This is a genomic window from Rhodococcus cercidiphylli, from assembly GCF_033042225.1.
Classification (GTDB): Bacteria; Actinomycetota; Actinomycetes; order Mycobacteriales; family Mycobacteriaceae; genus Rhodococcoides.
On record NZ_JAWLKE010000005.1, the window covers coordinates 328,747 to 354,764 of the forward strand.

Here is a 26,018-nt window from a genome sequence, read left to right on the forward strand (position 1 = left end):
CTCTACCGAGTACTTTCCTGATAGATCGTGGCAATTGCGCCGTTGTCGCCGAACAGGTCCGCGTCCACCTGCGTCCAGCCACCGAGATCATCGATGGTGTACAGCTTTTCGGGGGTGAAGAACTTGTCCGAGTACTCCGAGGCTATGTCCGGGTTCGTCGGGCGGAAACCGGCCTCCGCCCAGATCTTCTGGCCCTCGTCGGTGTAGACGAAATCGTTCAGCGCATTGGCGCGATCGAGATTGGCGCTGTCGTTGATCACTGCCACGGGATTGTCGATGCGGAATGTCACGGGAACGTCGACGTGCTCCACGTTCTGTCCCTGTTCCTCGATCAGGAGTGCTTCGTTCTCGTAGCTCAGCAACGCATCACCCTGGCCCTGCAGGAAGGCTTCGGTTGCGGCGCGGCCGGATTCGGGCTGAACCGGGAAGTGATCGGCGACGAGTGTGCGAACGAAGTCGAGACCGGCCTGCTTGTCCTGGCCGCCGTTGCTCTTCGCCGCATAGGGAGCGAGCAGGTTCCACTTGGCCGAGCCCGAGCTGAGCGGGCTGGGGCTGATGACCTGAACGTCGGGCTTGATCAGATCGTCCCAGGTACGGATGTTCTTGGGGTTGCCCTCGCGCACGACGATGGTCACCACGGAGCCGAACGGCACTCCGGCGTAGGCATTCTGGTTCCAGTCCTCGTCGACCTTGCCTGCCTGCACCAGACGGGTGATGTCGGGTTCGACCGAGAAGTTGACGATATCGGCGGGTGCGCCGTCGGCCACCTTGCGTGACTGGTTGCCCGATGCGCCGTAGTCCGCGTTGATCGCCGTTCCGTCACCGTCCTCGGTTGCGGCGAAGGCGGGACCGATTGCGTCCCAACCATTCTTGGGGACGGCGTAGCCCACGAGGGTCAGTGCGGGGCCGCTCGCGGTGTCCGGCTCGCCGCCGACGACGTCACTGGATCCGCCGTTGCATGCGGTGAGCAGAAGGGTTCCCACAGCTGCGAACGTGGTCAGCAGGTAGCGAGAGCTGTGCCTCATCGAGAAAAGGCCTTTCGTGACAGTGTGCAATGAGTACGAACTGGGCATGGTCGACATTCCCGAAGTCGAACCGGTGCACCACCGTGGCCGCGAGTCATCGCGAGATCACCGAGGGCGGCAGAAAGTACGTCGTGAACCGCCCGACCGCGAGAAGTACGCGCGTGGGCAACGGATCGACGGAACCGATTCGACGAAGGAAAGAATCAACAACAGTCGATATCGGCGACTGCCAGCATGCCGACAGCGATCAACGCCAACTGATGGCGGACGCGGTACTCGGCGGCAGAAGACACGGTCAGAAATCTAGCAGAGGTTCCGGACCGACTCTAATCGGCTATCGAGTGAGCAACCAGGCGATGACAACCAGCACCAGCAGCGCGATGAGCGCCAACGTGACCCGAGACCGTGGCATTACTGTCCATCCTTCGTCGTAGTGGTGGCCGCACCCGTCGGCTCCGCATCGCGAGCCGCCCGTGCATCACGCCCGAGCAGGTGCAGAACCACCGCGAGCACACGATCGAACACTCGTGCCAGCAGGAACGCGGTAGGCACGATGACCAGCAGCACGACTACCGACTGTGGCACGAACGGCAAACCCGTCACCCACAGTTCGACGCCGTCCCACCAGCGTGCGATCGATTCCACCCTCGCAGCTTAAACCAGCTCGTTCCGCTCTCACGCCACGCCGATCGACGACCAGCAGTGGACGCATGCCATCTATCGGTCGATGATTACGCCATGACGGCATACGAAGATCTTTCGCCAGTGCCCCCGGTGGCCGACGAGCCCGCCATGGGGTCGGGGCATCCAGGGTTGGGCGGCGTCGAGGTCCAGGGAGCGTTGGGCAGCACCGACGCACCGGTGTCCACCCTGACGTCCTACCGGAGCGCCTTTCCGCCGATCGACGACTATGCGTTCCTTTCGGACTGCGAGACGACCTGCTTGATCGCTCGAAACGGATCGGTCGAGTGGATGTGCGTGCCTCGGCCGGACTCCCCCAGCATCTTCGGCGCGGTTCTCGATCGCAGTGCAGGCCATTTCCGGGTCGGGCCGTACGGTCAGTCGGTGCCCGCGGCACGGCGGTACCTGCCCGGTGGCCTGATCGTCGAGACGACGTGGCAGACCGAGACCGGTTGGCTCATCGTCCGCGACGCGCTCGTCATGGGACCGTGGCACAACACCGATCAGCGCTCTCGCACCCACAAGCGCGCACCGAGCGACTGGGACGCCGAACACATCCTGCTGCGCACCATCAAGTGCGTCAGCGGCACAGTCGAACTCGAGATGAGCTGCGAGCCTGCCTTCGACTACCACCGCGCGCCGGCGAAGTGGGAGTACACCGGCAAGGTGTACGAGGAGACCACCGCCACCTGCGAAGCCAGTGCGGGCGGCGATCAGCCCACGTTGAAGCTGACCACCAATCTCCGCATCGGCATCGAAGGACGTGAAGCCCGCGCCCGCACTCGAATGACGGAGGGCGACAACGTGTTCGTCGCTCTGTCGTGGTCGGATCTGCCTGCGCCGCAGACGTTCGAGGAGGCCGCGGACAAGATGTGGCGCACGTCCGAATGCTGGCGGCAGTGGATCACGATCGGCCGGTTCCCCGATCACCCGTGGCGGGGTTACCTGCAGCGCAGTGCCCTCACGCTCAAGGGACTGACCTACGCCCCCACCGGCGCACTGCTCGCGGCGTCGACCACCTCGCTTCCGGAAACGCCGGGTGGAGAACGGAATTGGGACTACCGCTACACGTGGGTGCGTGACTCGACGTTCGCACTGTGGGGCCTCTACACACTCGGACTCGACCGTGAGGCCAACGACTTCTTCGCGTTCATGTCCGATGTGGCGACAACGGCGAACGGCGAGGTCAATCCGCTCCAGGTCATGTACGGCATCGGCGGCGAGAAGACTCTCGACGAGAGCGAGCTGCCGCACCTGTCCGGATACGACGGCGCACGTCCGGTACGTATCGGCAACGGAGCCTACGACCAAGAGCAGCACGACATCTGGGGCACGATGCTCGACTCGGTGTATCTGCACGTCAAGTCGCGCGAGCACGTCCCCGAATTCCTGTGGCCCCTGCTCAAGCGACAGGTGGAGGAGGCGATCGCCAACTGGCGCAAGCCCGACCGCGGCATCTGGGAGGTGCGTGGTGAACCGCAGCACTTCACCTCCTCGAAGCTCATGTGCTGGGTTGCGCTCGACCGAGGTGCCAAGCTCGCCGACATCCACGGCGAGACGGAGTATTCGGCCAAGTGGAACGAGATCGCCGACGAGATCAAGGCGGACATTCTCGAGAACGGCACCGATTCTCGGGGTGTCCTCACTCAGCGCTACGGTGACCCGTCGCTGGATGCGTCACTGCTGCTGGCACCGCTGCTTCGATTCCTGCCCGCCGAGGACGAACGCATCCGGGCAACGGTGCTCGCCATCGCCGACGAGTTGACCGAGGACGGCCTGGTCCTGCGCTATCGAACCGACACCACCGACGACGGCCTGGCGGGCGAGGAGGGTACGTTCACGATCTGCTCCTTCTGGCTCGTATCCGCGCTCGTCGAGATCGGCGAGCTCCCTCGCGCCAAGCACCTCTGCGAGCGTCTGCTGGGGTACGCGAGCCCCCTCAAGCTCTACGCGGAGGAGATCGACCACCGCACCGGCCGTCATCTCGGCAACTTCCCGCAGGCGTTCACCCACCTCGCACTGATCAATGCGGTGGTGCACGTCATCCGCGCCGAAGAAGCTCAGGTGGCAGGGCACTTCCAGCCCGCCCACTCCAACCCCTGAGCGGAAGGGCTCAGCGGCCGAGTTGCCTCGCCCATTCGGCGATCAGCTCGGCCGCGGGCTTCGCCTGCGCACGGCGAAAACCGGTGCCGGCCCACATCGACAGTCCCGACGGATCGCCTGCCGCCGCGGCCTTGGCTCGCATCGGCGCGGTCAGGTAGTGCAGATCGGGATAGGCCAGCGGTGCCGCTTCGGAGTTCTCGCGCATGAATTCGTTCACCAGCCCCCGCGCGGGGCGGCCGGAGAATGCCCTGGTCACCGCAGTGTCGGGAGCAAGCGTCAGTTGCTCGCGATGTACGGGTTTGGTGCCGGACTCGGGTGTGTTCAACAACGCCGTACCGAGCTGAGCCGCATGCACAAGACCCGAATCGAGCAGTGGCGCAATGTCGTTGCCATCCATCAGTCCGCCCGCGGCGATTCGCGGTAGATCGGATATCTCCCGCACCGCGGTCAGCAGTTCGGTGAGCGGCTCGTCGGGGGCCGAGCCGTCGAAGGTACCCCGATGCCCGCCCGCTTCGGGCCCCTGCACCACGAGCGCGTCCACACCGTTGGCGGTGGCCTCCGATGCGTCCGACGCGGTGGCGACGGTAGCCCACACCTCGGTCCCCACGGCGTGCAACTGGGCGACCTCGTCCGCGTCGAACGTCGCGAACGTACTCGACACCAGCGGTACCGGGTGTGCCAGCAGCCAGGCGAACTTCTCGGCGTAGAAGTCGTCCCGGCGCACCAACTCTCCCGGCTCCGCGTCGAAACGCTCGAACCAGGACGTCAGGTGCTCGGCATAGGACGCCACATCCGCACCCGATGGCTCCTCCGGCAGAAAGAGATTGACACCGAACAGCAGTCCGCGCACCGAATCGATCTGCGCCGCAAAGGCTTCGGGCGTCAACAGCGCACCGGCGATCATGCCGAGCCCACCTGCCTCCGACACCGCACGGGCGAGTTCGGGAGTACTCGGGCCACCTGCCATCGGCGCACCGACAACGGGAACACGCAGCTGCTTCAGAATCGGCGTCGTCACAGGTTCGAAATGTACTCGCCCGCCATGTGCGACTGGAGGTGGTGGGGATCGCGCGCCCCTACTGACAACTGCGCGCCCCTGCTCCGATGCGAGCGGGGGCGTGCAGTCGACAGAAAGGGTGTGAGGTTACTTCTTCGGCTTGTCCGACGAGGATTCCGAGGACAGTGCGGCAACGAAGGCTTCCTGTGGCACCTCGACACGGCCGATCGTCTTCATCCGCTTCTTGCCCTCTTTCTGCTTCTCGAGCAGCTTGCGCTTACGGCTGATGTCGCCGCCGTAGCACTTGGCCAGCACGTCCTTGCGGATCGCGCGGATGTTCTCGCGGGCGATGATGCGAGATCCGATGGCGGCCTGGATCGGCACCTCGAACTGCTGGCGCGGAATCAATTCCTTGAGCTTGGTCGTCATCTTGTTGCCGTAGGCCGCGGCGTTGTCCTTGTGCACGATCGCCGAGAACGCGTCGACGGCCTCACCCTGCAGCAGGATGTCGACCTTGACCAGCGCACCGGCCTGCTCGCCGATCTCCTCGTAATCGAGGCTGGCGTATCCGCGTGTTCGGGACTTCAGGATGTCGAAGAAGTCGAAGATGATCTCGGCCATGGGAATGGTGTACCGCAGCTCGACGCGGGTCTCGGACAGATAGTCCATGCCCCCGAGTTCTCCGCGTCGTCCCTGGCACAGTTCCATGATGGAACCGATGAACTCGCTCGGCGAGATGATGGTGCACTTGACCATCGGCTCGAACACTTCGCGCGCTTTGCCCTCGGGCCAGTACGACGGATTGGTGACGATGTGCTCGGCACCGTCTTCCATCTCGACGCGGTAGACCACGTTCGGCGACGTCGAGATCAGGTCCAGGTTGAACTCTCGCTCGAGCCGCTCGCGGGTGATCTCCATGTGCAGCAGACCGAGGAAGCCACAGCGGAAACCGAAGCCGAGAGCCACCGACGTCTCCGGCTCGTACGTCAGTGCCGCGTCGTTGAGCTGCAGCTTCTCGAGAGCGTCACGCAGGTCGGGGTAATCCGAACCGTCGAGCGGATAGAGGCCCGAGTACACCATCGGACGGGGCTCGCGGTAGCCGGTGAGCGGCTCGGTCGCACCCTTGCGGAAGGTGGTGACGGTATCGCCGACCTTCGACTGACGGACGTCCTTCACACCGGTGATGAGGTACCCCACTTCGCCGACGCCCAGGCCCTTGGTCGCCTTCGGATCGGGTGAGACGATCCCGACCTCGAGCAGCTCGTGCGTCGAGCCGGTCGACATCATCGTGACCTTCTCGCGCGGATTCAGCGCACCGTCGACGACGCGAACGTAGGTGACGACGCCGCGGTAGGTGTCGTAGACCGAGTCGAAGATCATCGCGCGGGCAGGCCCGTCCGGGTTGCCGACCGGGGCCGGAACCAGCTTGACGACCTCGTTGAGAAGTTCCTCGACGCCCACACCGGTCTTGCCGGACACGCGGAGTACGTCGTCGGCCTCGCACCCGATGATGTGGGCGATCTCGGCGGCGTAGCGATCCGGGTCGGCGGCGGGCAGGTCGATCTTGTTCAGCACCGGGATGATGGTGAGCTCTTTGTCGAGAGCGAGGTACAGGTTCGCGAGCGTCTGCGCCTCGATGCCCTGCGCGGCGTCGACGAGCAGCACTGCCCCTTCGCAGGCCTCGAGCGCACGCGATACCTCGTAGGTGAAGTCGACGTGGCCGGGCGTGTCGATGAGGTGCAGCACGAATTCCTCGCCGTCGACGACCCACGGGAGCCGGACGTTCTGCGCCTTGATGGTGATTCCGCGCTCGCGCTCGATATCCATCCGGTCCAGGTACTGAGCGCGCATCGACCGGTCGTCGACGACGCCCGTGAGCTGCAACATCCGGTCGGCCAGCGTCGACTTGCCGTGGTCGATGTGGGCGATGATGCAGAAGTTCCTGATCCTGGACGGATCGGTGAACGTCGTGTCGGCGAAGCTGGGCACTCGTATCCTTCGGCTGGCGTGTTCGAAATGAGCGAACGGGTTTCCCTATCGTCCCACGCCGAGAACGGTGCGCCGTCCCCGGCTGTCCGACTCGGGTGTTCTCGTCGCCGCGGTTCGGGCGATGAGCAGCAGAGTCTGCATCGCTACACTCGCCGCATGGCTGGCAACTGGAGCAGATTCGGCAAGGAACTGAGCAAGATCGCGATGCGCGAGGGTCCCCGACTGCTGCGTCAATTACAGAAGTCCGGAGCCCTGCAGAAGGGCAAGGACGCGATCAGCGGGACGGCCACACGCACGTCTGCTCCGACTCCTCGTCCGGGGCGACCGGTGGCGTCGCAGACAAGGCCCACGGCGCAACGCGCCCGCACCATCGAGTACTCCCCCGACCTGGACGGCAAGGCCGACCCCGGCGAAATCGTCTGGACCTGGGTCACCTACGAGGAGGACGCCAGCCAGGGCAAGGACCGCCCGGTCTTGGTCATCGGCCGCGAGGGCAACGATCTGCTCGGCCTGATGTTGTCGAGTCAGAGCAGCCGCGACGGAGACCGTGACTGGCAGTCGATCGGGTCCGGTCCGTGGGACGCCGAAGGCCGACCGAGCTGGATTCGTCTGGATCGAGTGCTCGACGTGCCCGAGGACGGCATCCGACGCGAGGGTGCGATTCTGAGTAAGCCCCAATTCGATTCCGTCGCACAGAGATTGCGCCGCGACTTCGGCTGGAACTGATGGGTGCGCGTTGTGCGCCCATGAACGGGCGCACAACGCGTACCAGGCTCACGCCAACCGGGTGATCTCCACGACCACGTCGAGAGCCGTCGAACCGCCGCCGGAGAAGATGCCCTTGAGCGGCGGCACGTCGGCGTAGTCGCGGCCGAGTCCGACCGACACGTGCTGCTCGTTGACGGCGATGGCGTTGGTCGGGTCGTAACCCCACCACGCACCGGTCCAGGCCTCGATCCACGCGTGGCTCTGACCCTCCACCGTCGCACCGATCGCGGCCTGTTTCTTGGGATGCAGGTAACCCGAGACGTACCGGCTGGGGATGCCGATGCTGCGCAGCATCAGCAGCGTCAGGTGGGCGTAGTCCTGGCAGACGCCCTTCTTCTCCGACCACGCTTCCACGGCCGAGGTGTGCACGCCGGTGGTTCCCGGCACGTAGGACATCTCCTGGTTGACCCAGTTGGAGATCTCCACCACCGATTCCTGTGGCGGTAGGCCCTTCGACAGCTTCTTCGCCACCGACGCGAGTTGCCTGTTCTTCGGCACGTATTCGGTGTTGTCGAGGACCTCGTTGAAGCGGTCGATGACCGGCTCGCTCGCGAGTTCCTCCCAGGAGGCGTTCTCGTCCGGGTAGACGAAGGGATCGGTCTCGACCACCGACGATCCGGTGACCTCTAGCTCGGTGTGCGGTGCGTGCAGATCGAACGCCGTCACCGCTGTGCCCCAGTAGTCGGTGTAGCGGTAGGAACGCGTCACCGGGTTGGTCTCGACTCGGTTCAGAATCACGTTCTGCCGATTGTCACTTCGCGGCGTCAACCGAGCCTCGTTGTACGACGACGTCACCGGTGCGTCGTACTGATAGCCCGTGGTGTGCACGACACGCATACGCCAGCTCACAGTTCACCTTCCAATTGATCTTCGAATGTTCCGGAGCCGGCATCGGTCCACGCAACCCACGGAGCGGCGTGGAAATACTGCTTGGAGATCGCGTCACCGAGTTCACGGCAGGTTTCCTGCAGCGAGAGCAAGCGCTCCTGCAGATCGTCGAGAATTTCACCGGGACGGAGGAATTCGAGTTCGCTACGAGCGCGACCGAGTAGGCGCTGAGCCTCGGCGCGCGCACCGACTCGACTGTTGGGCTGATGGTCGAGCTGATCGAGCGAACGTTCTGCCTCGTTGAGTGCGTAGAACACCGATCGCGGAAAGAGCCTGTCCAACAACATGAATTCGAGAACTCGCTGCGCGTCGAGCGCGCCGCGGTAGGTGCGCAGGTAGGTGTCGTGTGCACCGGCGGAGCGAAGCACGGTGACCCACGCCGGCGACGACGGCCGGTCACCGGCTCGCGAGAGCAACAACCGCACGATCATGTCGATGCGCTCGACCGAGCGACCGAGCAGGAGGAAGCGATAGCCGTCGTCGTGACTGAGGGTGGAGTCCGCGAGACCGGCGAACATCGCGGCGCGCTCCTCGATGTAGCTGAAGAACTCGGCCGGGCCGGTGCGCTTGGACGCCTTGATGCGCTCGTTGAGCCCGTTGTACGTGGTGTTCAAGCATTCCCACATCTCACTGGACGTCACTTCACGCGCACCACGGGCGTTCTCACGGGCACTCGACAGCGAGTCCACGATCGAACCCAATCCGTCGCGGCTGAAGGCGACGACCTCGGTCAGCGACCACACGTCGAGCGAGACATCGGGCTCGTGCTTGAACCCGAGTACTCGCAACAACACGCGCGAAGTGTGGTCGGGATCGACCGTGGCGTCTTCGAGTAGCTGGTGGACGGTGACGTCGAGAATGCGGGCAGTGTCGTCCGCTCTCTCCACGTACCGTCCGATCCAGTAGAGCGACTCTGCGTTGCGCGCGAGCATTTACTGTCCACCGCCGTTCGAGTCCGAGTTCGTTGCCTGCTGTTGTTGCTGCTGTTGCTGTTGCTGCTGATTCATCTGCTGGTCCATCGTCAGCTCCGGGCCCTGTTCGGCCATCGGTGACTCCGGCGGAACGCTGACGATCTCCTCGCCGGCCAGTTCCTGCTCCTCCTGAGAGGTTCGGGTGGCGAGCACCCAAGTGTCCTTGCTGCCACCGCCCTGGCTGGAGTTGACCACCAGGGATCCCTCCGGCAGCGCGACCCGGGTCAGGCCGCCCGGCAACACCCAGACGTCGTCGCCGTCGTTGACGGCGAACGGCCGCAGGTCGACGTGGCGGGGTACCAATCGGTCACCGATCTTGGTCGGCACCGTCGAGAGCTGCACGACGGGTTGGGCGATCCAACCGCGCGGATCTGCGCGAACCTTCTTGCTGATGGTGGCGAGTTCCTTCGGCGAGGCGTCGGGTCCGAAGACGATGCCGTAGCCGCCCGAACCTTCCACCGGCTTGATGACCAGTTCGTCGATGCGGTCGAGGACTTCCTCGCACTCGTCGTCGAGCCAGCACCGGAACGTGTCGACGTTGGCCAGCAACGGCTTCTCGCCCATGTAGTAATCGATGATCGTCGGAACATAGGTGTAGACGAGCTTGTCGTCGCCGACGCCGTTTCCGACGGCACTCGAGATGACGACGTTGCCTGCGCGGGCGGCGTTGACCAGACCTGCCACTCCCAGCACCGAGTCGGGCCGGAACTGCATGGGGTCGAGGTAGTCGTCGTCGATACGCCGGTAGATGACGTCGACCTGACGTTCGCCCTCGGTGGTGCGCATGTAGACGATGTTGTCTCGGCAGAACAGGTCACGTCCCTCGACGAGCTCGACGCCCATCAGTCGTGCGAGCAGCGAGTGCTCGAAGTACGCCGAGTTGGCCACGCCGGGAGTGAGAACCACCACGGTCGGATCGGCCTCGTTGAGGGCGGCCGATGCGCGCAGTGCTCGCAGCAGGTGCGAGGCGTAATCGCCGACGGCGCGGACGCGATGGCTGGCGAACAGGTCGGGGAACACCCGGGCCATCGTGCGCCGGTTCTCCATGACGTAGGACACGCCAGACGGAGACCGCAAGTTGTCCTCGAGCACTCGGAAGGTGCCCTGGGCGTCACGAACCAGGTCGATGCCGGCGACGTGGATGCGCACACCGTTGGGCGGTGTGATGCCGACCGCTTCGCGGTGGAAGTGCTCGCAGGAGGTCACCAGCCGCTTCGGTACGACGCCGTCGCGCAGGATTTCCTGGTCGCCGTAGATGTCGGCCAGGAACATCTCGAGGGCTTTGACGCGCTGCTTGATGCCGCGCTCGAGTCGTGACCATTCACCTGCGGCGATGACGCGGGGAACCTGGTCGAGCGGGAACGGGCGTTCCTGGCCCGACAGGGAGAACGTGATGCCCTGGTCGATGAAGGCGCGTCCCAGCGCGTCGGATCTCGCGTCCAGGTCCACTGCGTTCGCCGGGGCGAGTGCAGTATGGATGCCCTTGTACGGAGTTCGGGTGCGCCCGTCCGCGTCGAACATCTCGTCGAAGGCGAGACTGTACTTGCCGACGTCGGAGTATCCCCCGAACACCCCGTCGAGCTCGGGTTCGACGCGATCCGCTGTCTTGGTTCTGGTCGCTTTGGCCTTGGTGGCGGCATGCGTTGCCGATCGCGGACTCATTCTGGCCATGTTGCTACAGAGACAGGAGTTAGGCGCGGTGGAAGCGTTAATTTCTTGAAACGGTGTTCGAGGAGAGTCCGAATTGGGTTCTGCCCAGCGGTACTGGTATTCTCGATCTTCGGCGCAGGGCTCCAACGCTCAGCAGCAGACTTCGGGCATTCCAGCATGGATCGCCCTGACCGGAATACCGACGAAGACGACAAGGATTTTACGCGTGGCCAATATCAAGTCCCAGAAGAAGCGGATTCTCACCAACGAGCGTGCACGCCTGCGCAACCAGTCGGTGAAGTCCTCGCTTCGTACCGTCATCCGCTCGTTCCGCGAGGCACAGGCTGCGGGCGACAAGGACAAGGCTTCCGAGATTCTTCTCGATGCAGGCCGCAAGCTCGACAAGGCCGCCAGCAAGGGCGTCATCCACAAGAACCAGGCCGCCAACAAGAAGTCGGCACTGGCTCTCGCAGTCAACAAGCTCTGATCCATCACTGAGCTCGATCGAGCCCGCCGCATCCGATCAGGATGCAGCGGGCTTTTTCGTGCTCTCTGCACTCTGCCGACGCTACCTACCCAGTGATGCGACCTCGGCCACTGCTTTCTCCACCGCGTAGTCCGCGTCCGCTGCTTGACCTTTGACGTCTGCATTGAGCTGCGCCACCACGCGCAGCGCCTGGGCTATGGATCGGCCGTTCCAGCCGCGCGCCTGGCCCTGCGCCTTCTTGATCTTCCACGGCGGCATTCCGAGCTCCCCTGCCATTCGGAACGGGTCGCCGCGGCCCGCCGAACCCACCAGCGCAATGGTGCGGACGGCATCGGCCAACGCGTCGGCGAGCAGCACGTGCGCCACGCCCCGGTGCATCGCCCAGCGCAGAGCCTCGAGAGCGCCGGCTCGGTCTCCGATCACCGCTTTGTCCGCGACGTCGAATCCGGAGACCTCGGCCTTGCCGGAGTAGTACCGACGCACCGCGGCGAGGTCGACCTTGCCCCCGGTATCGGAGACCAACTGCGAACAGGCCGAAGCCAATTCGCGAAGTTCGTTGCCGACGGACTCGACGACCGCCTCGATCACGTCGCCGCTCACCCGGATGTCGGCGGTACGGAACTCTCCGCGCACGAAGTCGATGCGTTCGGCGGGCTTGGTGAGCTTGGCGCACTCGTGCACCTGTGCGCCGCATTTCTGCAGCGCTCCGACCATCGCCTTGGCCCGGCCGCCGCCGGAGTGCATGACCACCACCACAGCACCCTCGGGCGGATCGGTAGCCGCGTCGAGCACCAGCGCTGCGGCGTCCTTGCCTGCCTCGGCGGCGGCCTCGAGCACGAGAACACGGTCCTCGGCGAACAGTGAGGGACTGAGCAGTTCGGCGAGCTCCGGGGCGCTGGCATCGCCGGTGCGCAACCGCGTGACCGGCAGGTCCTCCCCCGGTATCGCAGCACTCGCACGCACCTGAGCCACGATCGCGGCTACCGCGCGATCCATCAGAAGTTCCTCGTCGCCGAGAACCAGATGCAGAGGAGCCACACTCGAAGTCACGACCATGATCGTGCCATGCGCGGCCGACACACTCGGCATCCGCTTCGTCCGAGCGGTCACCACAGAACGTGTGCCGTCCACATCGCGAGTGCCGCTATCGCCACCGCCGCGGCCAGCCAACGAAACACGGTGAAACGCAACGCCGTCAGCAGCGCGACCGTCGAGAACGCCGCGAGTGCTGCGCCTCCGACGCCGTCGGGGACGACGATGCCCGCGCCCGGCACCGACGCGGCCCTCTCCGCCACCGTGATCAACCACCACAGCGGTGCGGACGCCAGCTGCGCGACCAGTTCCGCCAGCGAGCCGCTGACGGCAGCGATCACTGCCGTGACGATCCCCACCACCGTGATCGGAGCGACGACAGGTGCAACCAACACATTCGCCGCCACTCCCACCACGCTGAACGTTCCGGCCATGGCCGCAACCACCGGTGCCGTCACCGCGTGCGCCGCCGCGGCCACGGCCACCACCTCCGCTGCCGCTCTGGGCCAGCCGCGCGCTCTAAGCCAGTCGACCCAGATCGGAGCGACGAGCACGAGCCCTGCGGTGGCGAACACCGACAGCACGAATCCGACATCCACCGCCAACCTCGGCCACCACGCGAGCAAACCCAACACCGCTCCGCACAGCGCCGGTACCGCCTGCCGCCGTCTGCCGGTGACGAGGGCGAGCAGGCCGATCGACCCCATGATTGCGGCACGCAACACACTCGGCGACGGCCTGGCCACGATCACGAACGCAACGAGCACGACGAACGCCACCGCAACCGTCGCGCGGGGCCCGATTCCGATACCTCGCAACACCAACAGAACCGCGCCGATCACGATGGAAAAATTTGCTCCGGACACAGCCGTCAAGTGCGTCAGGCCTGCCGCCCGGAAGTTCTCGGCCACCGTCTCGTCCAGCCGCGAGACGTCTCCGACCACGAGCCCGGGTAGCAGACCTGCACGATCCGGTGGCATCGAATTCTGCGCTACCGCTGCCAGATTCGACCGGAACGTGCCGGCGGTAGCGGAGATCGCCCCGGGCTCGGTCACGGTGACGGGCGGACCCGAAGTGCGGATGACGGCCACACTCATGTCCGGTCTGATCGGCGCACCGAGCCGGCCCCGCACGGTGACCTCCTGACCCGGCAGCAGTGCCGACCAACTCGACTCCGGGGCGATGATCGACACCCGACCACCGACGTGCAGTGCCTTGCCGCTCACATCGACGCGCGTCATCTCGGCCTTCACCATCACCGTCGACGGTCCGGCGGACGACAATCGGCGTGGGTCCTCCTCCAACAGCACCGACGCGGTGATCCACGCTCGGTTCTCCGCGGCCGCTGCGACGGGATGTTCGGCCAACGAGTGCATCTGAAGCCAGATCGCTCCCCCGAAGCACAGCGCCAGCACGATCACCGCGGCCGCACCGGACCGACTCGAACCAGGCAAGGCGCGCCGAATCGACAACCGGTGCAGGGATACTGCGATGAGCAGCACCACCGCAACCGCAGACGCGGTAGCAGCGAGAGCAGCACCCGGGCCTCCGAGAATTCCGATCGCGGTGATCGACCAGCACACCGCAGCGGCCGGGACCAGTCGCACATCGAAGGGCTGACGATCCTCGGTCTGCTCGGCACCGGTCGTGGCGGCCTCGGTGGTCATCCGACGTGCACCAGGTCTCGGATCTTCGCCAGTCGGCCGGGCCCGATCCCGTCCACCTCGGACAGTTGATCCACGGTTGCGAAGCGGCCGTTGGTCTCTCGCCAACCGACGATCGAGGTCGCGGTGACCGGCCCGACCCCGGGCAACGCGTCCAGTTCTGCGACGGTCGCGGCGTTGAGGTCCACCCTCCCATCGGGTGTGGAACCTCCGCCACCGACCGGTGCGCCGCTGCTGCCGTCTGCCGATGTGCCGATCCCGGAAGTGGTACTGCTGACCGGTGGAGGGGCGTCCGGCGGCACTGCTCCGACGACGATCTGATCACCGTCGGCGACTCGCGCGGCCATGTTCAGCGCCAGCAGGTCGGCGCCCTCCACTGCGCCGCCTGCCGCAGCCAGCGCGTCGGCGACTCGCGAACCCGGTTGCACCCGAACCAATCCGGGGCTCGTCACGAGCCCGACGACGCTCACCACGAGTTCGGCGTCGGCGCTGGGCACCGGATCGACCACGTCGTCGGCATCCACCGTGTCGTCGGCATCAGCCGTGCCGGTCGCGACCACGGCGAGCGGCGGCGCAGGTGCCGGAGTCGGTGCGTCTCGAAGCACCGCGAATCCCGCCACCAGCACGACGAACACCCCGGCCGCCGCCATCGCCACTGCCCCCGGTTTCCCGGGGTCGACGCGGGCGGATCGCCATCGCGACGGCAGCAAGGCCGACCACGGGGTGCCTGATCGTTCCGCTTGCGGCAGCAGCCAATCCGGGTCGGTGGATCCGGCGTCAGGTCCCGGCTCCTCGGGCACGACGCGATCGCGGTCGGAATCGTGTTGTCTGCGCACGGAGTTCAATCGCGCCACCGTGTGTGCCCGATCGTCGTTGCCGCCCATGCTCGAGGACGCTAGTGCCCGCGATCGGTTCACTCCCCGGTGATTACAGGTCGCCGATTGCCCTGTGTACAACCCGGAGGCTGTGGATGAACCGAGGGCTGGGCCCGGTTATCGGCGTCCCGGAGCCACGACGACACCGACCGCGCCGGGGCCGACGTGAGCGCCGAGAACGGCACCGAAGGGGTAGACGTCGATGCTGGTCGAGTGCGGAATTCGGGAGGCCAGCATCGCGGCTACGTCCTCGGCTCGCTCCGGGCACTGCATGTGGTGCACCGCGAGCGCAACCCCCGATTCGTCACCGACCTCGGTCGCGGCAGCGACGGCTGCGTCGACCAGCTTGTTCAAAGCCTTGGACGAGGTGCGCGCCTTCTCCTTCAACACGAGTTTGCCGTCGCTGATGTGCAGTACCGGCTTCATGGCCAGCGCAGTGCCGAGCAACGCCGCGGCGGCACCGATTCTGCCTCCACGTCGCAGGTGGTCGAGTCGATCGACGACGATGAAGCATCGCGAGGTCGTCGACGCGGCGACGGCGTCGCGGTACACCTCGTCCAGTTCTGCTCCCCCGGCGGCCGTCGCGGCCGCAGCGAGCACCGCGAAGCCCAGTCCCATGCCGGCCGAGGCGGAATCGACGACTCGGACGGCCGAGCCCACGTGATCTGCGGCCTGGCGTGCTGCCTCCCACGTGCTCGACAGTCCCCGGGATATGTGCAGGGCCACCACACCGGCACCTCGACTGCGTTCGAGAGCCGCGGCATAGATCTCGGTCAGCTCGCCCGGGGAAGCCCCCGCTGTGGTCACGGGCTTGCCCGAGGTGGACTGCTCGGGAATGTCGTCTACGCCTTCGCGATGGTCGATTCCGTCGACCAGCACGTGCAGTGGCACCAACGCAATACCGCGTTCGGCGGCGAGTGTGGCCGGCAGACAGGACGAGGAGTCGGTGACGACGGCGACGGTCATGGCGATCCGGTCACCGATCCGGCGGCGACGGGTCGCAGCACCTCCAGCATCGCCTCGGCGACCGCGACATGTGCGTCCCATCCCCAGTGGATGCCGTCGGGGTTCGCGTTCTCGGACTCGATGTTCGGTCGGACGGCGTCGGCGAGGTCGACCATGGGGACGTTCTTGTCCACGCTCCATGCGCGCAGTGCGCGTACGGCGGGTTCGCGACCCGAGTGCACCTTGCCGTAGGCATCGCAGCGGTGCACCGACGGATAGGTACCGATGACCGGAAGTTCGGGGCGCACGTACGCCAGTGCCGCGCGGGTCTGTTCCAGATACTCGACGCTGAGCCGCGGCGGCAGCGCCACGGGCCAACCGAGATGCGACAGAACAGGTTGCACCGCTTGGTATCCCGCGCGAACCACGCGCCGAAGGGCAGGCGGTCGGACGTATCTGATCTGTTCCCGGAGCGCAGTTGGCAACGGCGACGGGAGTGAATCCATGCCGCCGATTCCGAGTACGACAGCACCGGCACGGGGAATAGCTGCCCACACCCGCGGATCCTGGGTCAGAGCCCACCACGCGTCCCGACTCGTCCAGCCGATGCGCGCAACCAACTCGACCGTCCAACCGAGTTCCGCTGCAACGAGATTGGGCCAGAGCCGCGGATCGTCGACGGGCAGTCCGCCCTCGGGTCCGTAGTAGCTCAGCGAGTCCGCGAGCACGAGCAGCGCGGGCTGCGCCGCCGTGTCAGAGGACGTCACTGGCCACTCGCGCCGAGGCGTTCCACACGTCCAGTCGCCAGGACGGGTTCTCCCCGGGCCCGTGCGCACCGAGTTGCACCCAGCTGGTGTTCGCGAGGCCACCCAGCACCGGCCAGCGATCGGACGGCAGATCGAGCAGCGCGGCGGTCAGTGCCGCGATCAGACCTCCGTGCGCGACGAGGACGAGCGGTCTCTCGTTGCCGTCGGCACCCCACTCGGGCACGCCTGCTGCGAGTTCACGAACCAGCGGCACGCTGCGTCGCGCGACGTCGATGCGGCTCTCCCCACCGGGCGGGGCGACGGTGGCGTCGGCGCGCCAGGCCGGTCGCGCACCGGGGGCGATGTCGTCGACCTCGGTGTGGGTGAGTCCCTGCCACTGACCGAGGTGGGTTTCGCGCAGACGCTCGTCCACCGAGACCGCCACCCCGGCTGCTTCTCCGAGCGCGTTCGCGGTGTCGAGAGCTCGCCGCAGGTCCGAGGAGACGATCTTGATCGGCTCACGCGTCGCGAGCTCGGCGGCGGCCGTCTTCGCCTGGCTGCGGCCGAGCTCGGACAGATCGGTGTCGAGCTGACCCTGCATGCGGTCGGTGGCGTTGTATTCCGTCTGACCGTGCCGAAGCAGGATGAGCCGTCTGATCATTGCTCCGATTCCGGAGCCGGATGCTGCCCGAGACCGGGAACCTCGATGGTCGGGCAGTCCTTCCACAACCGCTCGAGCGCGTAGAAGTTGCGCTCTTCGTTGTGCTGGACGTGCACGACGATGTCGGAGTAGTCCAGCAGTGCCCAACGGCCTTCCCTGGTGCCCTCGCGACGGACCGGCTTGTGTCCGGCCTCACGCAGCTGATCCTCGATGTTCTCCACGATCGCGTTGACCTGACGCTCGTTCGGTGCCGAGGCGATGACGAAGCAATCGGTGATGTAGAGCTGATCGGAGACGTCGAGAATCACCACGTCGCCGGCCAGTTTGTCGTCGGCTGCGAGCGCGGCGATACGCGCCATCTCGGCGGCTTCGGCTGTTGCAGTCACTTCGGTGTACTCCCACTCGTATGGCTCGGGTTCGCGGTCATTGCGCTGGTGACCGACCCTGCCGGTTGCTTCTTCTGGGGCGCTGGTTCCGACATGGTGACGGATCCGTCGAGACGCTGAGCGCCTCGTGGTCTGTAGAGATTCCTCTTCGAGATGTATTGCACGACGCCGTCCGGTACCAGGTACCAGACCGGCCGATTCTCACCGGCGCGGAGTCGACAGTCCGTCGACGATATCGCGAGTGCAGGGATTTCCATCAATGTGAGAGTGTCCGCGGGCAACGACCGAAGGTGGTTGGCGAGATGTTCGACGCCCAGCTCGAACCCGGGACGCGAGACACCGACGAACTTGGCGAGCTCGAACAACTCCTCCCAGTTCTGCCACGTGAGGATCGACTCGAGCGCATCCGCCCCGGTGATGAAGTACAGCTCGGCGTTGGGATGCTGCGTCCGCAGATCGCGCAGGGTGTCGACGGTGTAGGTCGACTTCTCCCGGTCGACGTCCACCCGACTGACCGAGAAACGCGGATTGGACGCGGTCGCGATGACCGTCATCAGGTAGCGATCCTCTGCCGGGCTGACCGTCTTGCCTTCCTTCTGCCACGGGTTTCCGGTGGGGACGAAGATGACCTCGTCCAGACGGAACTTGTTCGCCACTTCGCTGGCCGCGACGAGGTGCCCGTGGTGAATCGGGTCGAAGGTGCCGCCCATCACGCCCAAACGGCGGACGGACTGCCTACCGGTGTCGTCGCCGGGGTCGGATTCGCGCTGCACAACCGCCGATTCTACGGCCGGGGTACCGCCGGCCGTCACACGCCTCACACCGGCAGCAAACGCGAGACAACGGTGGCGAGCTGCTGAGCCGATCGGCACTCGTGCATCGCGATCACGTCGGAATACACCTTGGCAGCCGAATCACCGGAACCCCACTGCGATTTCGGTTCGGGATTGAGCCAGTACGCATGTTTGGCCACCGACACGATGTGCGCCAACGCCGGCAGCTTCGGCTCGCGGTAGTTGGTGCGGGCGTCCCCGAGAATCAGCACCGAGCTGCGACTGGTGACCGCGTGCGCGTACTTCTCGTCGAACGTCGTCAGTGCATGGCCGTAGTCCGAGTGGCCGTCGTACGTCACCAGATCGGACTCGCGAACGATGCGACTCATCGCCGCTCCGAGGTCGGAACCGGAATCGAAGAATCGCGTCACCTCGTCGGTGGAGTCGATGAACGCGAAGATGCGCACGCGCGAGAACTGCTCTCGCAGCGCATGCACCAACAGCAGCGTGAAATTACTGAATCCTGCCACCGAGCCCGAGACATCGCACAGCACAACCAGTTCGGGGCGCGCTCGCCGCGGCTTGCGCTCGACCAGGTCGATCGGAATACCGCCGGTGGACATCGACTTGCGCAGCGTCCGCCGCAGATCGATCGAGCCGTGCCTGCTTCGGCTGCGCCGCACCGCAAGTCGCGATGCCAACAACCGGGCGAGAGGGGTGACGTTGCGTCGCAGCGCCGCCATCTCCGTGTCCGAGGCCCGCAGGAAATCGACTTCCTCCGCGAGCTTGGGCACCCCGTAGCTCGCCACTCGCTCACGGCCCAGCTTTTCTGCCGACCGACGCCTCGTCTCGCTCTCGATCATCTTGCGGAGGTCTGCGATGCGTTGCGCTGCAGTGCGTTTGGCAACCTCGGACTCGTAGTCGTCGGTGGGGCGATCAGGTGCGTCGTCGCTGCGCCCGAGCAATCCGTCGAGAATCTTGCGCAGCAACGTTTCGGGCGCTACGTCGCGCAGCGCCTGATATGCCGAGAACGACGGCCCGTTCGAGGACTTGTACTGTCCGAGTTCCTCGACCATCTGCGCCGCCAGCATCTGGGTCAACTCGGCGGCCTCGGCCGAATCGTCCGAGAGCAGATCGACCAACAGCTCGCGGAGAGCATCGATGTCGACGTCGCCGGCATCGGTGCGGGGCAGGGCGGTATCGATCTGCCCCGAGTCCCTGGTACCCGATGCCACCGGAAACCACAGGTCGAACAGGGCGTCGAACACTCCGCGGTGCGTCGGACGGCGCAGCAGTGCACAGGCCAGACCCTCGCGCACGGCCTCCCGATCGAGCAGATCGAGAACCGACAGGACGCGTCCGGCATCGACCGTCTCCGACGGCCCGACCGAAATTCCACGCCGACGCAGTGCGTCGACGAAACCGACGAGGTGACCGGGAATTCCGTGTGGGGCCTGCATGTCAGTTGAGCCGGAGTTCGGCTGCCGCACGAACCTGGTCCGACTGATGCTTGAGCACCACACCGAGTGTGGAGCGAACCGCTTCGTCGTCGAGGGTATCCATACCGAGCGCCAACAGAGTGCGTCCCCAGTCGATGGTCTCGGCCACCGAGGGCAACTTCTTGAGCTGCATCGCGCGCAGTACCCGCACGGTCTTGATCATCTGCTCGGCGATCGCCTCGGGTAGGTCGGGAACCCTGCTGGCCAGAATCCGACGCTCGAGGTCGGCGTCCGGAAAGTCCAGGTGCAGGAACAGGCACCGACGCTTGAGGGCCTCGGACAGTTCACGGGTGGCGTTCGAGGTGAGCACCACGAACGGCGTCCGCTCGGCCACGATCGTGCCGAGTTCGGGAATGGTGATCGCGAAGTCGCTCAGTACCTCGAGCAGCAGTCCTTCGATCTCGACGTCGGCCTTGTCGGTCTCGTCGATGAGCAGAACCGTGGGATCGGTCCGGCGAATGGCTTGCAGAAGCGGGCGCGCAAGCAGGAACTCCTCGGAGAACACGTCCAGCTTGGTCGAGTCCCAGTCGGCAGCGGTACCGGACTGGATGCGCAGAATCTGCTTGGCGTGGTTCCACTCGTACAGCGCGCGAGCCTCGTCGACACCCTCGTAGCACTGCAGCCGCACCAGTTCGGCCCCGGTCGTCTGCGCGACGGCACGGGCCAGCTCGGTCTTGCCGACTCCCGCCGGACCTTCGATCAGCAGCGGTTTGCCGAGGCGATCGGCGAGAAACACCGAGGTGGCAGTGGCCTTGTCGGCCAGATAGCCCGTCTCGGCCAGGCGCCTCTGGACGTCGTCCACGCTGGCGAACAGCGGGGGTGTCGTCGGTAGGGCACGATCCATGTCACAGCTCCTGATGATCGGGTCTGGCCGGTACTTCGAGGATTGTCAGTCTCGGACGTGTCCGTCACCCCACACGGTCCACTTGGTCGAGGTCAATTCGGGCAATCCCATGGGTCCACGCGCGTGCAGCTTCTGCGTCGAGATGCCGATCTCGGCCCCGAAGCCGAACTGCTCGCCGTCGGTGAACGCCGTGGAGGCGTTGACCATCACTGCCGCCGCGTCGACCCGCTGGGTGAACTCGCGCGCGGCACCGATGTCGGCAGCGACGATCGCCTCGGTGTGGCCGGTGCCGTATCGGTCGATGTGGTCGATCGCCTCGTCGATACCGCCCACCACCTTCAGCGCGATGTCGAGTGAGAGGTACTCCTGCGACCAGTCCTCGTCGTGCGCAGGCACGAGCCCGGGCAGATCCCCGTGCACCGTGACGCTGTGCATCTGGAAGGCCTGGAGCAAGCGCGGAACCATGGTCTCGGCGATCGCGGCATCGACCAACACGGTCTCGGCGGCGTTGCAGACACTGACTCTGCGGGTCTTGGCGTTGAGCACGATCTTCTCGGCGGTCTCCGGATCGGCAGAGGCATGGATGTACACGTGGCAGTTTCCGACGCCGGTCTCGATGGTCGGAACCGTCGCATCGCGCACGACCGCAGCGATCAGACCGGCTCCACCACGCGGAATCACCACGTCGACCAAACCGCGAGCCTGAATGAGGTGCGTGACCGTGGCACGATCGGCACTTCCCAGAAGTTGCACCGCGGCCTCGGGCAGACCGTGACCGCGCAACGCTCCCTGCAGTGCCTCGACCAACGCCGCATTGGACTGCGCCGCCGACGACGAACCGCGGAGCAGCACAGCGTTGCCGGATTTGAACGCGAGGCCGAACGCGTCGACGGTGACGTTGGGCCGGGCCTCGTAGACCATCCCCACCACACCGAGCGGAACTCTCAGCTGACGAATCTCCAGCCCGTTGGGCAGCGTCGAACCGCGGATGACCTCGCCGATCGGATCGGGCAACCCGGCCACCTGACGCAGTCCCGCCGCGATGCCGTCGATGCGCGACGCGGTCAGCCGCAGCCGGTCGAGCAGACCCTCGTCGGTACCGGCCGCTCGCGCGTTCTCGATGTCGACTGCGTTCGCGGCGAGTACCGACTCCGAGGCAGCTACGACGGCATCTGCCGCGGCGTGCAGCACCGCGTCCTTCTCTGCGGTCGTCAGCAGCGCGAGCGCCCGCGATGCGGAGCGCGCTCGGCGTGCTGCGGCGTGCACGTTCTCTCGCTCGTCGGCAGTGCTGGTCACCGGTTCGGCCGAGACGGAAGCTGTCATGAACTACACACTAATAGGGGCCGGGAATGAAGCTGCATCGCCGCGTCGTTGCAGCACAGCGTGAAGATCGTCGACCGACCGTCGGCGCTGCCCGAAGACCGGAGGAACCCCTCGTGAGTGTGCTGTTCGAGCCCCTGACCCTGCGCAACGTCACCTTCCCGAACCGGGTGTGGATGGCACCGATGTGCCAGTACTCGGCCGACGAGGCGGGTGACAACGTCGGCGTCGCGGGCGACTGGCACCGCACCCACCTGGTGAGCCGGGCGATCGGCGGTGCCGGTCTGATCATCACCGAAGCCGCCGCCGTGAGCCCCGAGGGGCGCATCAGCCCGTCGGACCTGGGCATCTGGAACGACACCCAGGCCGATGCATTGGCAAAAATCGTCACCGAGATCTCGTCCTTCGGAACCGTCCCGGGCATTCAGCTGGCACACGCGGGGCGCAAGGCGTCGACCGCTGCTCCCTGGGTGGGTGGCAAGTCCTTGCCGGCCGAGGACCCCCGAAGTTGGGAGACCGTCGGCCCCAGCGAGGTTGCGTTCGGTGACTACGCGAGCCCGCGGGAGGCGACGACCGAGGACATCGCGAAGATCGTCGACGACTTCCGGACCGCCGCCCAGCGTGCGCTGCGAGCAGGATTCCAGGTGGCCGAAGTGCACGGCGCGCACGGATACCTGCTGCACCAGTTCCTTTCTCCTGCCAGCAACACCCGTACCGACTCGTACGGCGGAGATTTCGCGGGCCGCACGCGTCTGCTGATCGAGGTCGTCGACGCCGTGCGTGAGGTGTGGCCGGAAGAGCTGCCGCTGTTCGTTCGCCTGTCGGCGACGGACTGGCTCGACGAGCCCGAGAACAGTGAGCATTCAGCCGAATTGGAGGCCCCGAGTTGGACGTCGGATCAGACCGTCGCGTTGTCGCAGATACTCACCGAGCACGGGGTGGATCTGGTCGACACCTCCACCGGAGGCAACGTGCACGCCAAGATTCCGGTCGGTCCCGGCTACCAGGTTCCGTTCGCCCGGCGAATCCAGAACGAGACCACGATGCCGGCCGCTGCGGTCGGCATGATCACCGAACCCAAGCAGGCCGAGGACATCGTCTCGCTGGGAGAGGCAACGGCTGTCCTGCTGGCGCGCGAACTGCTGCGTGATCCGTACTGGCCGCGGCGCGCCGCCCGCGAACTCGGCGTCGAGATGCTCCCGGCCGTGGCACCGCAGTACGAGCGGGCCTACTGAGCGCTCACACCACGAACCCGAGCTTCTTGTCCACGACGTTGCGCAGGGGTTCGCCCTTAAAATGCCGAAGTGCGTTGTCCACGAACAACTCCGCGAGCCGCTGCTTCCACCCCGAGGCATCACCGCTCATGTGCGGGGTGACGATGACGTTCTCGGCCGTCCACAACGGGTGGTCGGCCGAGAGCGGCTCGGTGTCGAACACATCGAGTGCGGCCCCCGCGATGTGCCCGGTGGCAAGGTGTGCCAGCAGTGCATCGGTATCGAGCAACTCCCCACGGCCGACGTTGATCACCCGGGATCCGGGCTTCATCGCGGCCAACACCGCGTCGTCGACAAGTCCCCTCGTCTGTTCGGTGAGTGGCGCGACGAGCACCAGATAGTCGGCTCGGGCTACCACGGCACCCAGGTCGCCGCTGGCGTACACGGTTCCGAAATCGCGATCACCCTCTCGCTGTGTTCGCCCCACGCCCGAGACCGACATCCCCACTGCAGTGAGCATGGTGGCGATGGCCCGACCGATCGCTCCTGTTCCCACGATCATCGCGTGGGCACCGTCGATTCGTTCGGTCTCGCGATGCTGCCAGACCTTCGATTGCTGCAGTGCGCGAGAACGTTCGGAGTCCTTGGCGAACGCGAGGATCTGCGCCAGCACGAACTCCGCGATCGGCCGATCGAATACGCCCCGCGAATTGGTCACGATCACATCGGAATCGACCAACTCGTCGAACATCAACGAGTCGACGCCTGCCGCGGCGATGTGTATCCATTTCAGCGAGCCGCAGCGGGGCCACGCGGATCGGACTGCGGGAGAGAAGAAGTCCCACAACAGCAGCGCGTCGGCCCCGTCGACCGCATCACCGAGGGTGTCGGCGGTGGCGTACCGGACGTCGGCGACCTCCTCGACGGAGTCGAGACCGTCGGGAAGGTCGCCGGCGTGCAGAACGACGAGAACAGGTGCCACTACTTCTTCTTGTATCCGACGAGTTCGACGCCGGACGCGGCCACCTCGTCGTCGTTGTCGCCGGGGCACTGGGTTCCGCGCAACGAGCGGCCGGCGGTTTCCGGCATCAGCAGAATCGGCACGAAGGCGATGGCAGCCGCGATCATCATGTACCAACCCGGGACCAGGTTCGATCCGGTTCGGTCGATCAGGAACGTCAGGATCAGCGGAGCCGTACCGCCGAAGAGCGCCGTCGAGACGTTGTACCCGATGGCGAACGCCCCGTAACGCACCTGAGTCGGGAACAGTGCTGGCAGGGTCGACGAAACACAGGAGCACATGATCACCAGCAACACTCCGAGACCGAGCAGGCCGACGCTCTGGCCGATCAGTCCGGTGTTGATGATCAGCAGGAACAGCGGAACGCTGAACACGAAGTACCCGATGCAGGCCGCCAGCAGCAACGGCTTTCGGCCCACTCGGTCGGACAGCGCACCGATGGGGTTGATGATCGCCATCATGATGATCATGATCGCCACGAGGGTGAAGTTGGACTGAGTCGTACTGTGCCCCAACGTGTCGCTGAGATACGAGGGCAAGAACGTCAGCACCGTGTAGTAGGCGATGTTGAGCAGCAGCACGAATCCCATCAGGATCAGGATCCGCTGCCAGTACGTCATCGTGGTCTTGAGCGAGGCCATGGCCCCACCTGCGCCTTCCTCGACCGTACCGCCGTCTTCCTTGGCCTCGGCGAACACGGGAGAATCCTCGAGCCGGGTCCGCAACCACAGTGCGACGATGCCGAGCGGCAGAGTCACCAGGAACGGGATTCGCCAGCCCCACGCCTCCATCGTCTCGTCGCCGAGCGCGACGTTGAGCAGGGTGCACAGGGTGGCACCGCCCACGGTTCCTGCGAGAGTGCCGAATTCGAGGAACGATCCGAAGAATCCGCGGCGCTTGTCCGGCGCGTATTCGGCCATGAACACAGCTGCGCCGCCGTATTCACCACCGGTGGAGAAGCCCTGCACCAAACGGCAGACGAGCAGCAGAAGCGGTGCGGCGATGCCGATGGTGTCGAACGTCGGCAGCACGCCGATGGTCGCCGTGGCCAACGTCATCATCGAGACGGTCAGAACCAAGACCTTCTGGCGGCCGATGCGGTCTCCGAGTGGGCCGAGCACGATGCCGCCGATGGGGCGAATGATGAACGACGCGGCCAGCACGGCGAACGTGGAGAGCAGGCTTGCTCCCCCGTCCTCGGACGGGAAGAAGTTGGCGGCGATGTACACGGCCAGGTAGCCGTACACCGCGTAGTCGAACCACTCGACGGCGTTACCGAGCGCGGATCCGCCGATGGCGCGATGGAGAACCTTGGTCTCGTCCGGGCTCAGAGTGTCGGTGCTCGGGGGATATCCGGTCGGCGATGCTGCCGACCCTGATTTTTCGGTCACGGTCGAAATACCTCTCGCTTTTGTGGTCAAAGTGGAGCGTCGGTGTGGTACTTCGCAGCGTTCGACATTACGACGATGCGGAACATAC

General features: G+C 65.6%; 25 protein-coding genes. 4 read left to right on the forward strand and 21 right to left on the reverse strand.

Annotated elements, in window-relative coordinates:
- Positions 1-2: 2 nt before the first annotated feature.
- The 3 genes from R3P95_RS14760 to R3P95_RS14770 form a co-directional block, all read right to left on the reverse strand.
- A complete protein-coding gene (locus tag R3P95_RS14760; RefSeq protein ID WP_317548649.1) occupies positions 3-1,025 on the reverse strand; it encodes a sulfate ABC transporter substrate-binding protein in 1,023 nt (340 codons plus the stop codon).
- Positions 1,026-1,228: 203 nt separating this feature from the next.
- Complete coding sequence (locus R3P95_RS14765) at positions 1,229-1,318, reverse strand: Ms4533A family Cys-rich leader peptide (protein WP_310180897.1); 90 nt, start codon at positions 1,316-1,318, stop codon at positions 1,229-1,231.
- Positions 1,319-1,436: 118 nt separating this feature from the next.
- Positions 1,437-1,670, reverse strand: a complete 234-nt coding sequence (locus R3P95_RS14770; protein ID WP_317548650.1) for a hypothetical protein — start codon at positions 1,668-1,670, stop codon at positions 1,437-1,439.
- 147 nt (positions 1,671-1,817) lie between these two features.
- Between R3P95_RS14770 and R3P95_RS14775 the strand changes: the two genes are divergently transcribed.
- Positions 1,818-3,809 (forward strand): glycoside hydrolase family 15 protein, encoded by a 1,992-nt coding sequence (locus R3P95_RS14775; protein ID WP_394855428.1) that lies wholly within the window; start codon positions 1,818-1,820, stop codon positions 3,807-3,809.
- A 10-nt stretch (positions 3,810-3,819) separates the two neighbouring features.
- Here R3P95_RS14775 and R3P95_RS14780 read toward each other — a convergent pair whose 3' ends face one another.
- Complete coding sequence (locus tag R3P95_RS14780; protein ID WP_317548652.1) at positions 3,820-4,827, reverse strand: nitronate monooxygenase; 1,008 nt, start codon at positions 4,825-4,827, stop codon at positions 3,820-3,822.
- Between the two features lie 126 nt (positions 4,828-4,953).
- A complete protein-coding gene (lepA, locus tag R3P95_RS14785; RefSeq protein WP_371829190.1) occupies positions 4,954-6,801 on the reverse strand; it encodes a translation elongation factor 4 in 1,848 nt (615 codons plus the stop codon).
- A gap of 150 nt (positions 6,802-6,951) precedes the next feature.
- Between lepA and R3P95_RS14790 the strand changes: the two genes are divergently transcribed.
- Entirely contained in the window at positions 6,952-7,521 is a 570-nt protein-coding gene (locus R3P95_RS14790) for a type II toxin-antitoxin system PemK/MazF family toxin (RefSeq protein WP_269593796.1), read from the forward strand.
- A gap of 48 nt (positions 7,522-7,569) precedes the next feature.
- On the opposite strand, the gene R3P95_RS14795 is transcribed toward R3P95_RS14790, so the two are convergent.
- From R3P95_RS14795 to R3P95_RS14805, 3 genes are read right to left on the reverse strand one after another with little or no spacing between them, the layout of a single operon-like run.
- Positions 7,570-8,400 carry a transglutaminase family protein gene (locus R3P95_RS14795; protein ID WP_094671346.1) on the reverse strand — a complete coding sequence of 277 codons (831 nt, stop codon included), beginning with the start codon at positions 8,398-8,400 and terminating at the stop codon, positions 7,570-7,572.
- 8 nt (positions 8,401-8,408) lie between these two features.
- Positions 8,409-9,383 carry an alpha-E domain-containing protein gene (locus R3P95_RS14800; protein WP_068052387.1) on the reverse strand — a complete coding sequence of 325 codons (975 nt, stop codon included), beginning with the start codon at positions 9,381-9,383 and terminating at the stop codon, positions 8,409-8,411.
- Complete coding sequence (locus R3P95_RS14805) at positions 9,384-10,943, reverse strand: circularly permuted type 2 ATP-grasp protein (protein WP_255183248.1); 1,560 nt, start codon at positions 10,941-10,943, stop codon at positions 9,384-9,386.
- A 355-nt stretch (positions 10,944-11,298) separates the two neighbouring features.
- Between R3P95_RS14805 and rpsT the strand changes: the two genes are divergently transcribed.
- Positions 11,299-11,559, forward strand: coding sequence for a 30S ribosomal protein S20 (gene rpsT / locus R3P95_RS14810; RefSeq protein WP_027497522.1), 261 nt, complete (start codon positions 11,299-11,301; stop codon positions 11,557-11,559).
- An 81-nt stretch (positions 11,560-11,640) separates the two neighbouring features.
- Here the strand turns inward: rpsT and holA are convergent, their stop codons facing one another.
- From holA to R3P95_RS14865, 11 genes are all read right to left on the reverse strand, one after another.
- Complete coding sequence (gene holA, locus R3P95_RS14815; RefSeq protein ID WP_149406216.1) at positions 11,641-12,609, reverse strand: DNA polymerase III subunit delta; 969 nt, start codon at positions 12,607-12,609, stop codon at positions 11,641-11,643.
- A 56-nt stretch (positions 12,610-12,665) separates the two neighbouring features.
- Complete coding sequence (locus R3P95_RS14820; protein ID WP_317548653.1) at positions 12,666-14,258, reverse strand: ComEC/Rec2 family competence protein; 1,593 nt, start codon at positions 14,256-14,258, stop codon at positions 12,666-12,668.
- Complete coding sequence (locus tag R3P95_RS14825) at positions 14,255-15,139, reverse strand: ComEA family DNA-binding protein (RefSeq protein WP_149406218.1); 885 nt, start codon at positions 15,137-15,139, stop codon at positions 14,255-14,257. The genes R3P95_RS14820 and R3P95_RS14825 overlap by 4 nt, the downstream gene beginning before the upstream one ends.
- A gap of 108 nt (positions 15,140-15,247) precedes the next feature.
- Positions 15,248-16,096 (reverse strand): DegV family protein, encoded by an 849-nt coding sequence (locus R3P95_RS14830; protein ID WP_094640205.1) that lies wholly within the window; start codon positions 16,094-16,096, stop codon positions 15,248-15,250.
- Positions 16,093-16,842: a diglucosylglycerate octanoyltransferase gene (gene octT, locus R3P95_RS14835; RefSeq protein ID WP_317548654.1), complete on the reverse strand. Its 750-nt coding sequence runs from the start codon at positions 16,840-16,842 to the stop codon at positions 16,093-16,095. The genes R3P95_RS14830 and octT overlap by 4 nt, the downstream gene beginning before the upstream one ends.
- Positions 16,829-17,482 carry a histidine phosphatase family protein gene (locus R3P95_RS14840; protein ID WP_317548655.1) on the reverse strand — a complete coding sequence of 218 codons (654 nt, stop codon included), beginning with the start codon at positions 17,480-17,482 and terminating at the stop codon, positions 16,829-16,831. The genes octT and R3P95_RS14840 overlap by 14 nt, the downstream gene beginning before the upstream one ends.
- A complete protein-coding gene (rsfS, locus tag R3P95_RS14845) occupies positions 17,479-17,868 on the reverse strand; it encodes a ribosome silencing factor (protein ID WP_032394567.1) in 390 nt (129 codons plus the stop codon). Before rsfS ends, R3P95_RS14840 begins: the two co-directional genes overlap by 4 nt.
- Complete coding sequence (gene nadD / locus R3P95_RS14850; RefSeq protein WP_394855272.1) at positions 17,865-18,578, reverse strand: nicotinate-nucleotide adenylyltransferase; 714 nt, start codon at positions 18,576-18,578, stop codon at positions 17,865-17,867. The genes rsfS and nadD overlap by 4 nt, the downstream gene beginning before the upstream one ends.
- 107 nt (positions 18,579-18,685) lie before the next feature.
- A complete protein-coding gene (locus tag R3P95_RS14855; protein WP_149406222.1) occupies positions 18,686-20,101 on the reverse strand; it encodes a vWA domain-containing protein in 1,416 nt (471 codons plus the stop codon).
- Position 20,102: 1 nt separating this feature from the next.
- A complete protein-coding gene (locus tag R3P95_RS14860) occupies positions 20,103-20,984 on the reverse strand; it encodes an AAA family ATPase (RefSeq protein WP_269593789.1) in 882 nt (293 codons plus the stop codon).
- A 45-nt stretch (positions 20,985-21,029) separates the two neighbouring features.
- On the reverse strand, positions 21,030-22,307 hold the full coding sequence (locus tag R3P95_RS14865) for a glutamate-5-semialdehyde dehydrogenase (RefSeq protein WP_317548656.1): 1,278 nt from the start codon (positions 22,305-22,307) through the stop codon (positions 21,030-21,032).
- Between the two features lie 113 nt (positions 22,308-22,420).
- Between R3P95_RS14865 and R3P95_RS14870 the strand changes: the two genes are divergently transcribed.
- Positions 22,421-23,539, forward strand: a complete 1,119-nt coding sequence (locus R3P95_RS14870; protein WP_317548658.1) for an NADH:flavin oxidoreductase/NADH oxidase — start codon at positions 22,421-22,423, stop codon at positions 23,537-23,539.
- Positions 23,540-23,543: 4 nt separating this feature from the next.
- Here the strand turns inward: R3P95_RS14870 and R3P95_RS14875 are convergent, their stop codons facing one another.
- Positions 23,544-24,500 carry a D-2-hydroxyacid dehydrogenase gene (locus R3P95_RS14875; protein ID WP_394855426.1) on the reverse strand — a complete coding sequence of 319 codons (957 nt, stop codon included), beginning with the start codon at positions 24,498-24,500 and terminating at the stop codon, positions 23,544-23,546.
- Positions 24,500-25,930 carry an MFS transporter gene (locus tag R3P95_RS14880; protein WP_231911481.1) on the reverse strand — a complete coding sequence of 477 codons (1,431 nt, stop codon included), beginning with the start codon at positions 25,928-25,930 and terminating at the stop codon, positions 24,500-24,502. Before R3P95_RS14880 ends, R3P95_RS14875 begins: the two co-directional genes overlap by 1 nt.
- Positions 25,931-26,018: the final 88 nt, after the last annotated feature.

Coding starts and splice junctions, on each gene's coding strand:
- R3P95_RS14760 (WP_317548649.1), bottom strand. CDS start 1,025: ATGAGGCACAGCTCTCGCTACCTGCTGACCACGTTCGCAGCTGTGGGA.
- R3P95_RS14775 (WP_394855428.1), top strand. CDS start 1,818: ATGGGGTCGGGGCATCCAGGGTTGGGCGGCGTCGAGGTCCAGGGAGCG.
- R3P95_RS14790 (WP_269593796.1), top strand. CDS start 6,952: ATGGCTGGCAACTGGAGCAGATTCGGCAAGGAACTGAGCAAGATCGCG.
- R3P95_RS14795 (WP_094671346.1), bottom strand. CDS start 8,400: ATGCGTGTCGTGCACACCACGGGCTATCAGTACGACGCACCGGTGACG.
- R3P95_RS14800 (WP_068052387.1), bottom strand. CDS start 9,383: ATGCTCGCGCGCAACGCAGAGTCGCTCTACTGGATCGGACGGTACGTG.
- R3P95_RS14805 (WP_255183248.1), bottom strand. CDS start 10,943: ATGTTCGACGCGGACGGGCGCACCCGAACTCCGTACAAGGGCATCCAT.
- R3P95_RS14820 (WP_317548653.1), bottom strand. CDS start 14,258: ATGACCACCGAGGCCGCCACGACCGGTGCCGAGCAGACCGAGGATCGT.
- R3P95_RS14825 (WP_149406218.1), bottom strand. CDS start 15,139: ATGGGCGGCAACGACGATCGGGCACACACGGTGGCGCGATTGAACTCC.
- R3P95_RS14830 (WP_094640205.1), bottom strand. CDS start 16,096: ATGACCGTCGCCGTCGTCACCGACTCCTCGTCCTGTCTGCCGGCCACA.
- R3P95_RS14840 (WP_317548655.1), bottom strand. CDS start 17,482: ATGATCAGACGGCTCATCCTGCTTCGGCACGGTCAGACGGAATACAAC.
- nadD (WP_394855272.1), bottom strand. CDS start 18,578: ATGGGCGGCACCTTCGACCCGATTCACCACGGGCACCTCGTCGCGGCC.
- R3P95_RS14855 (WP_149406222.1), bottom strand. CDS start 20,101: ATGCAGGCCCCACACGGAATTCCCGGTCACCTCGTCGGTTTCGTCGAC.
- R3P95_RS14860 (WP_269593789.1), bottom strand. CDS start 20,984: ATGGATCGTGCCCTACCGACGACACCCCCGCTGTTCGCCAGCGTGGAC.
- R3P95_RS14865 (WP_317548656.1), bottom strand. CDS start 22,307: ATGACAGCTTCCGTCTCGGCCGAACCGGTGACCAGCACTGCCGACGAG.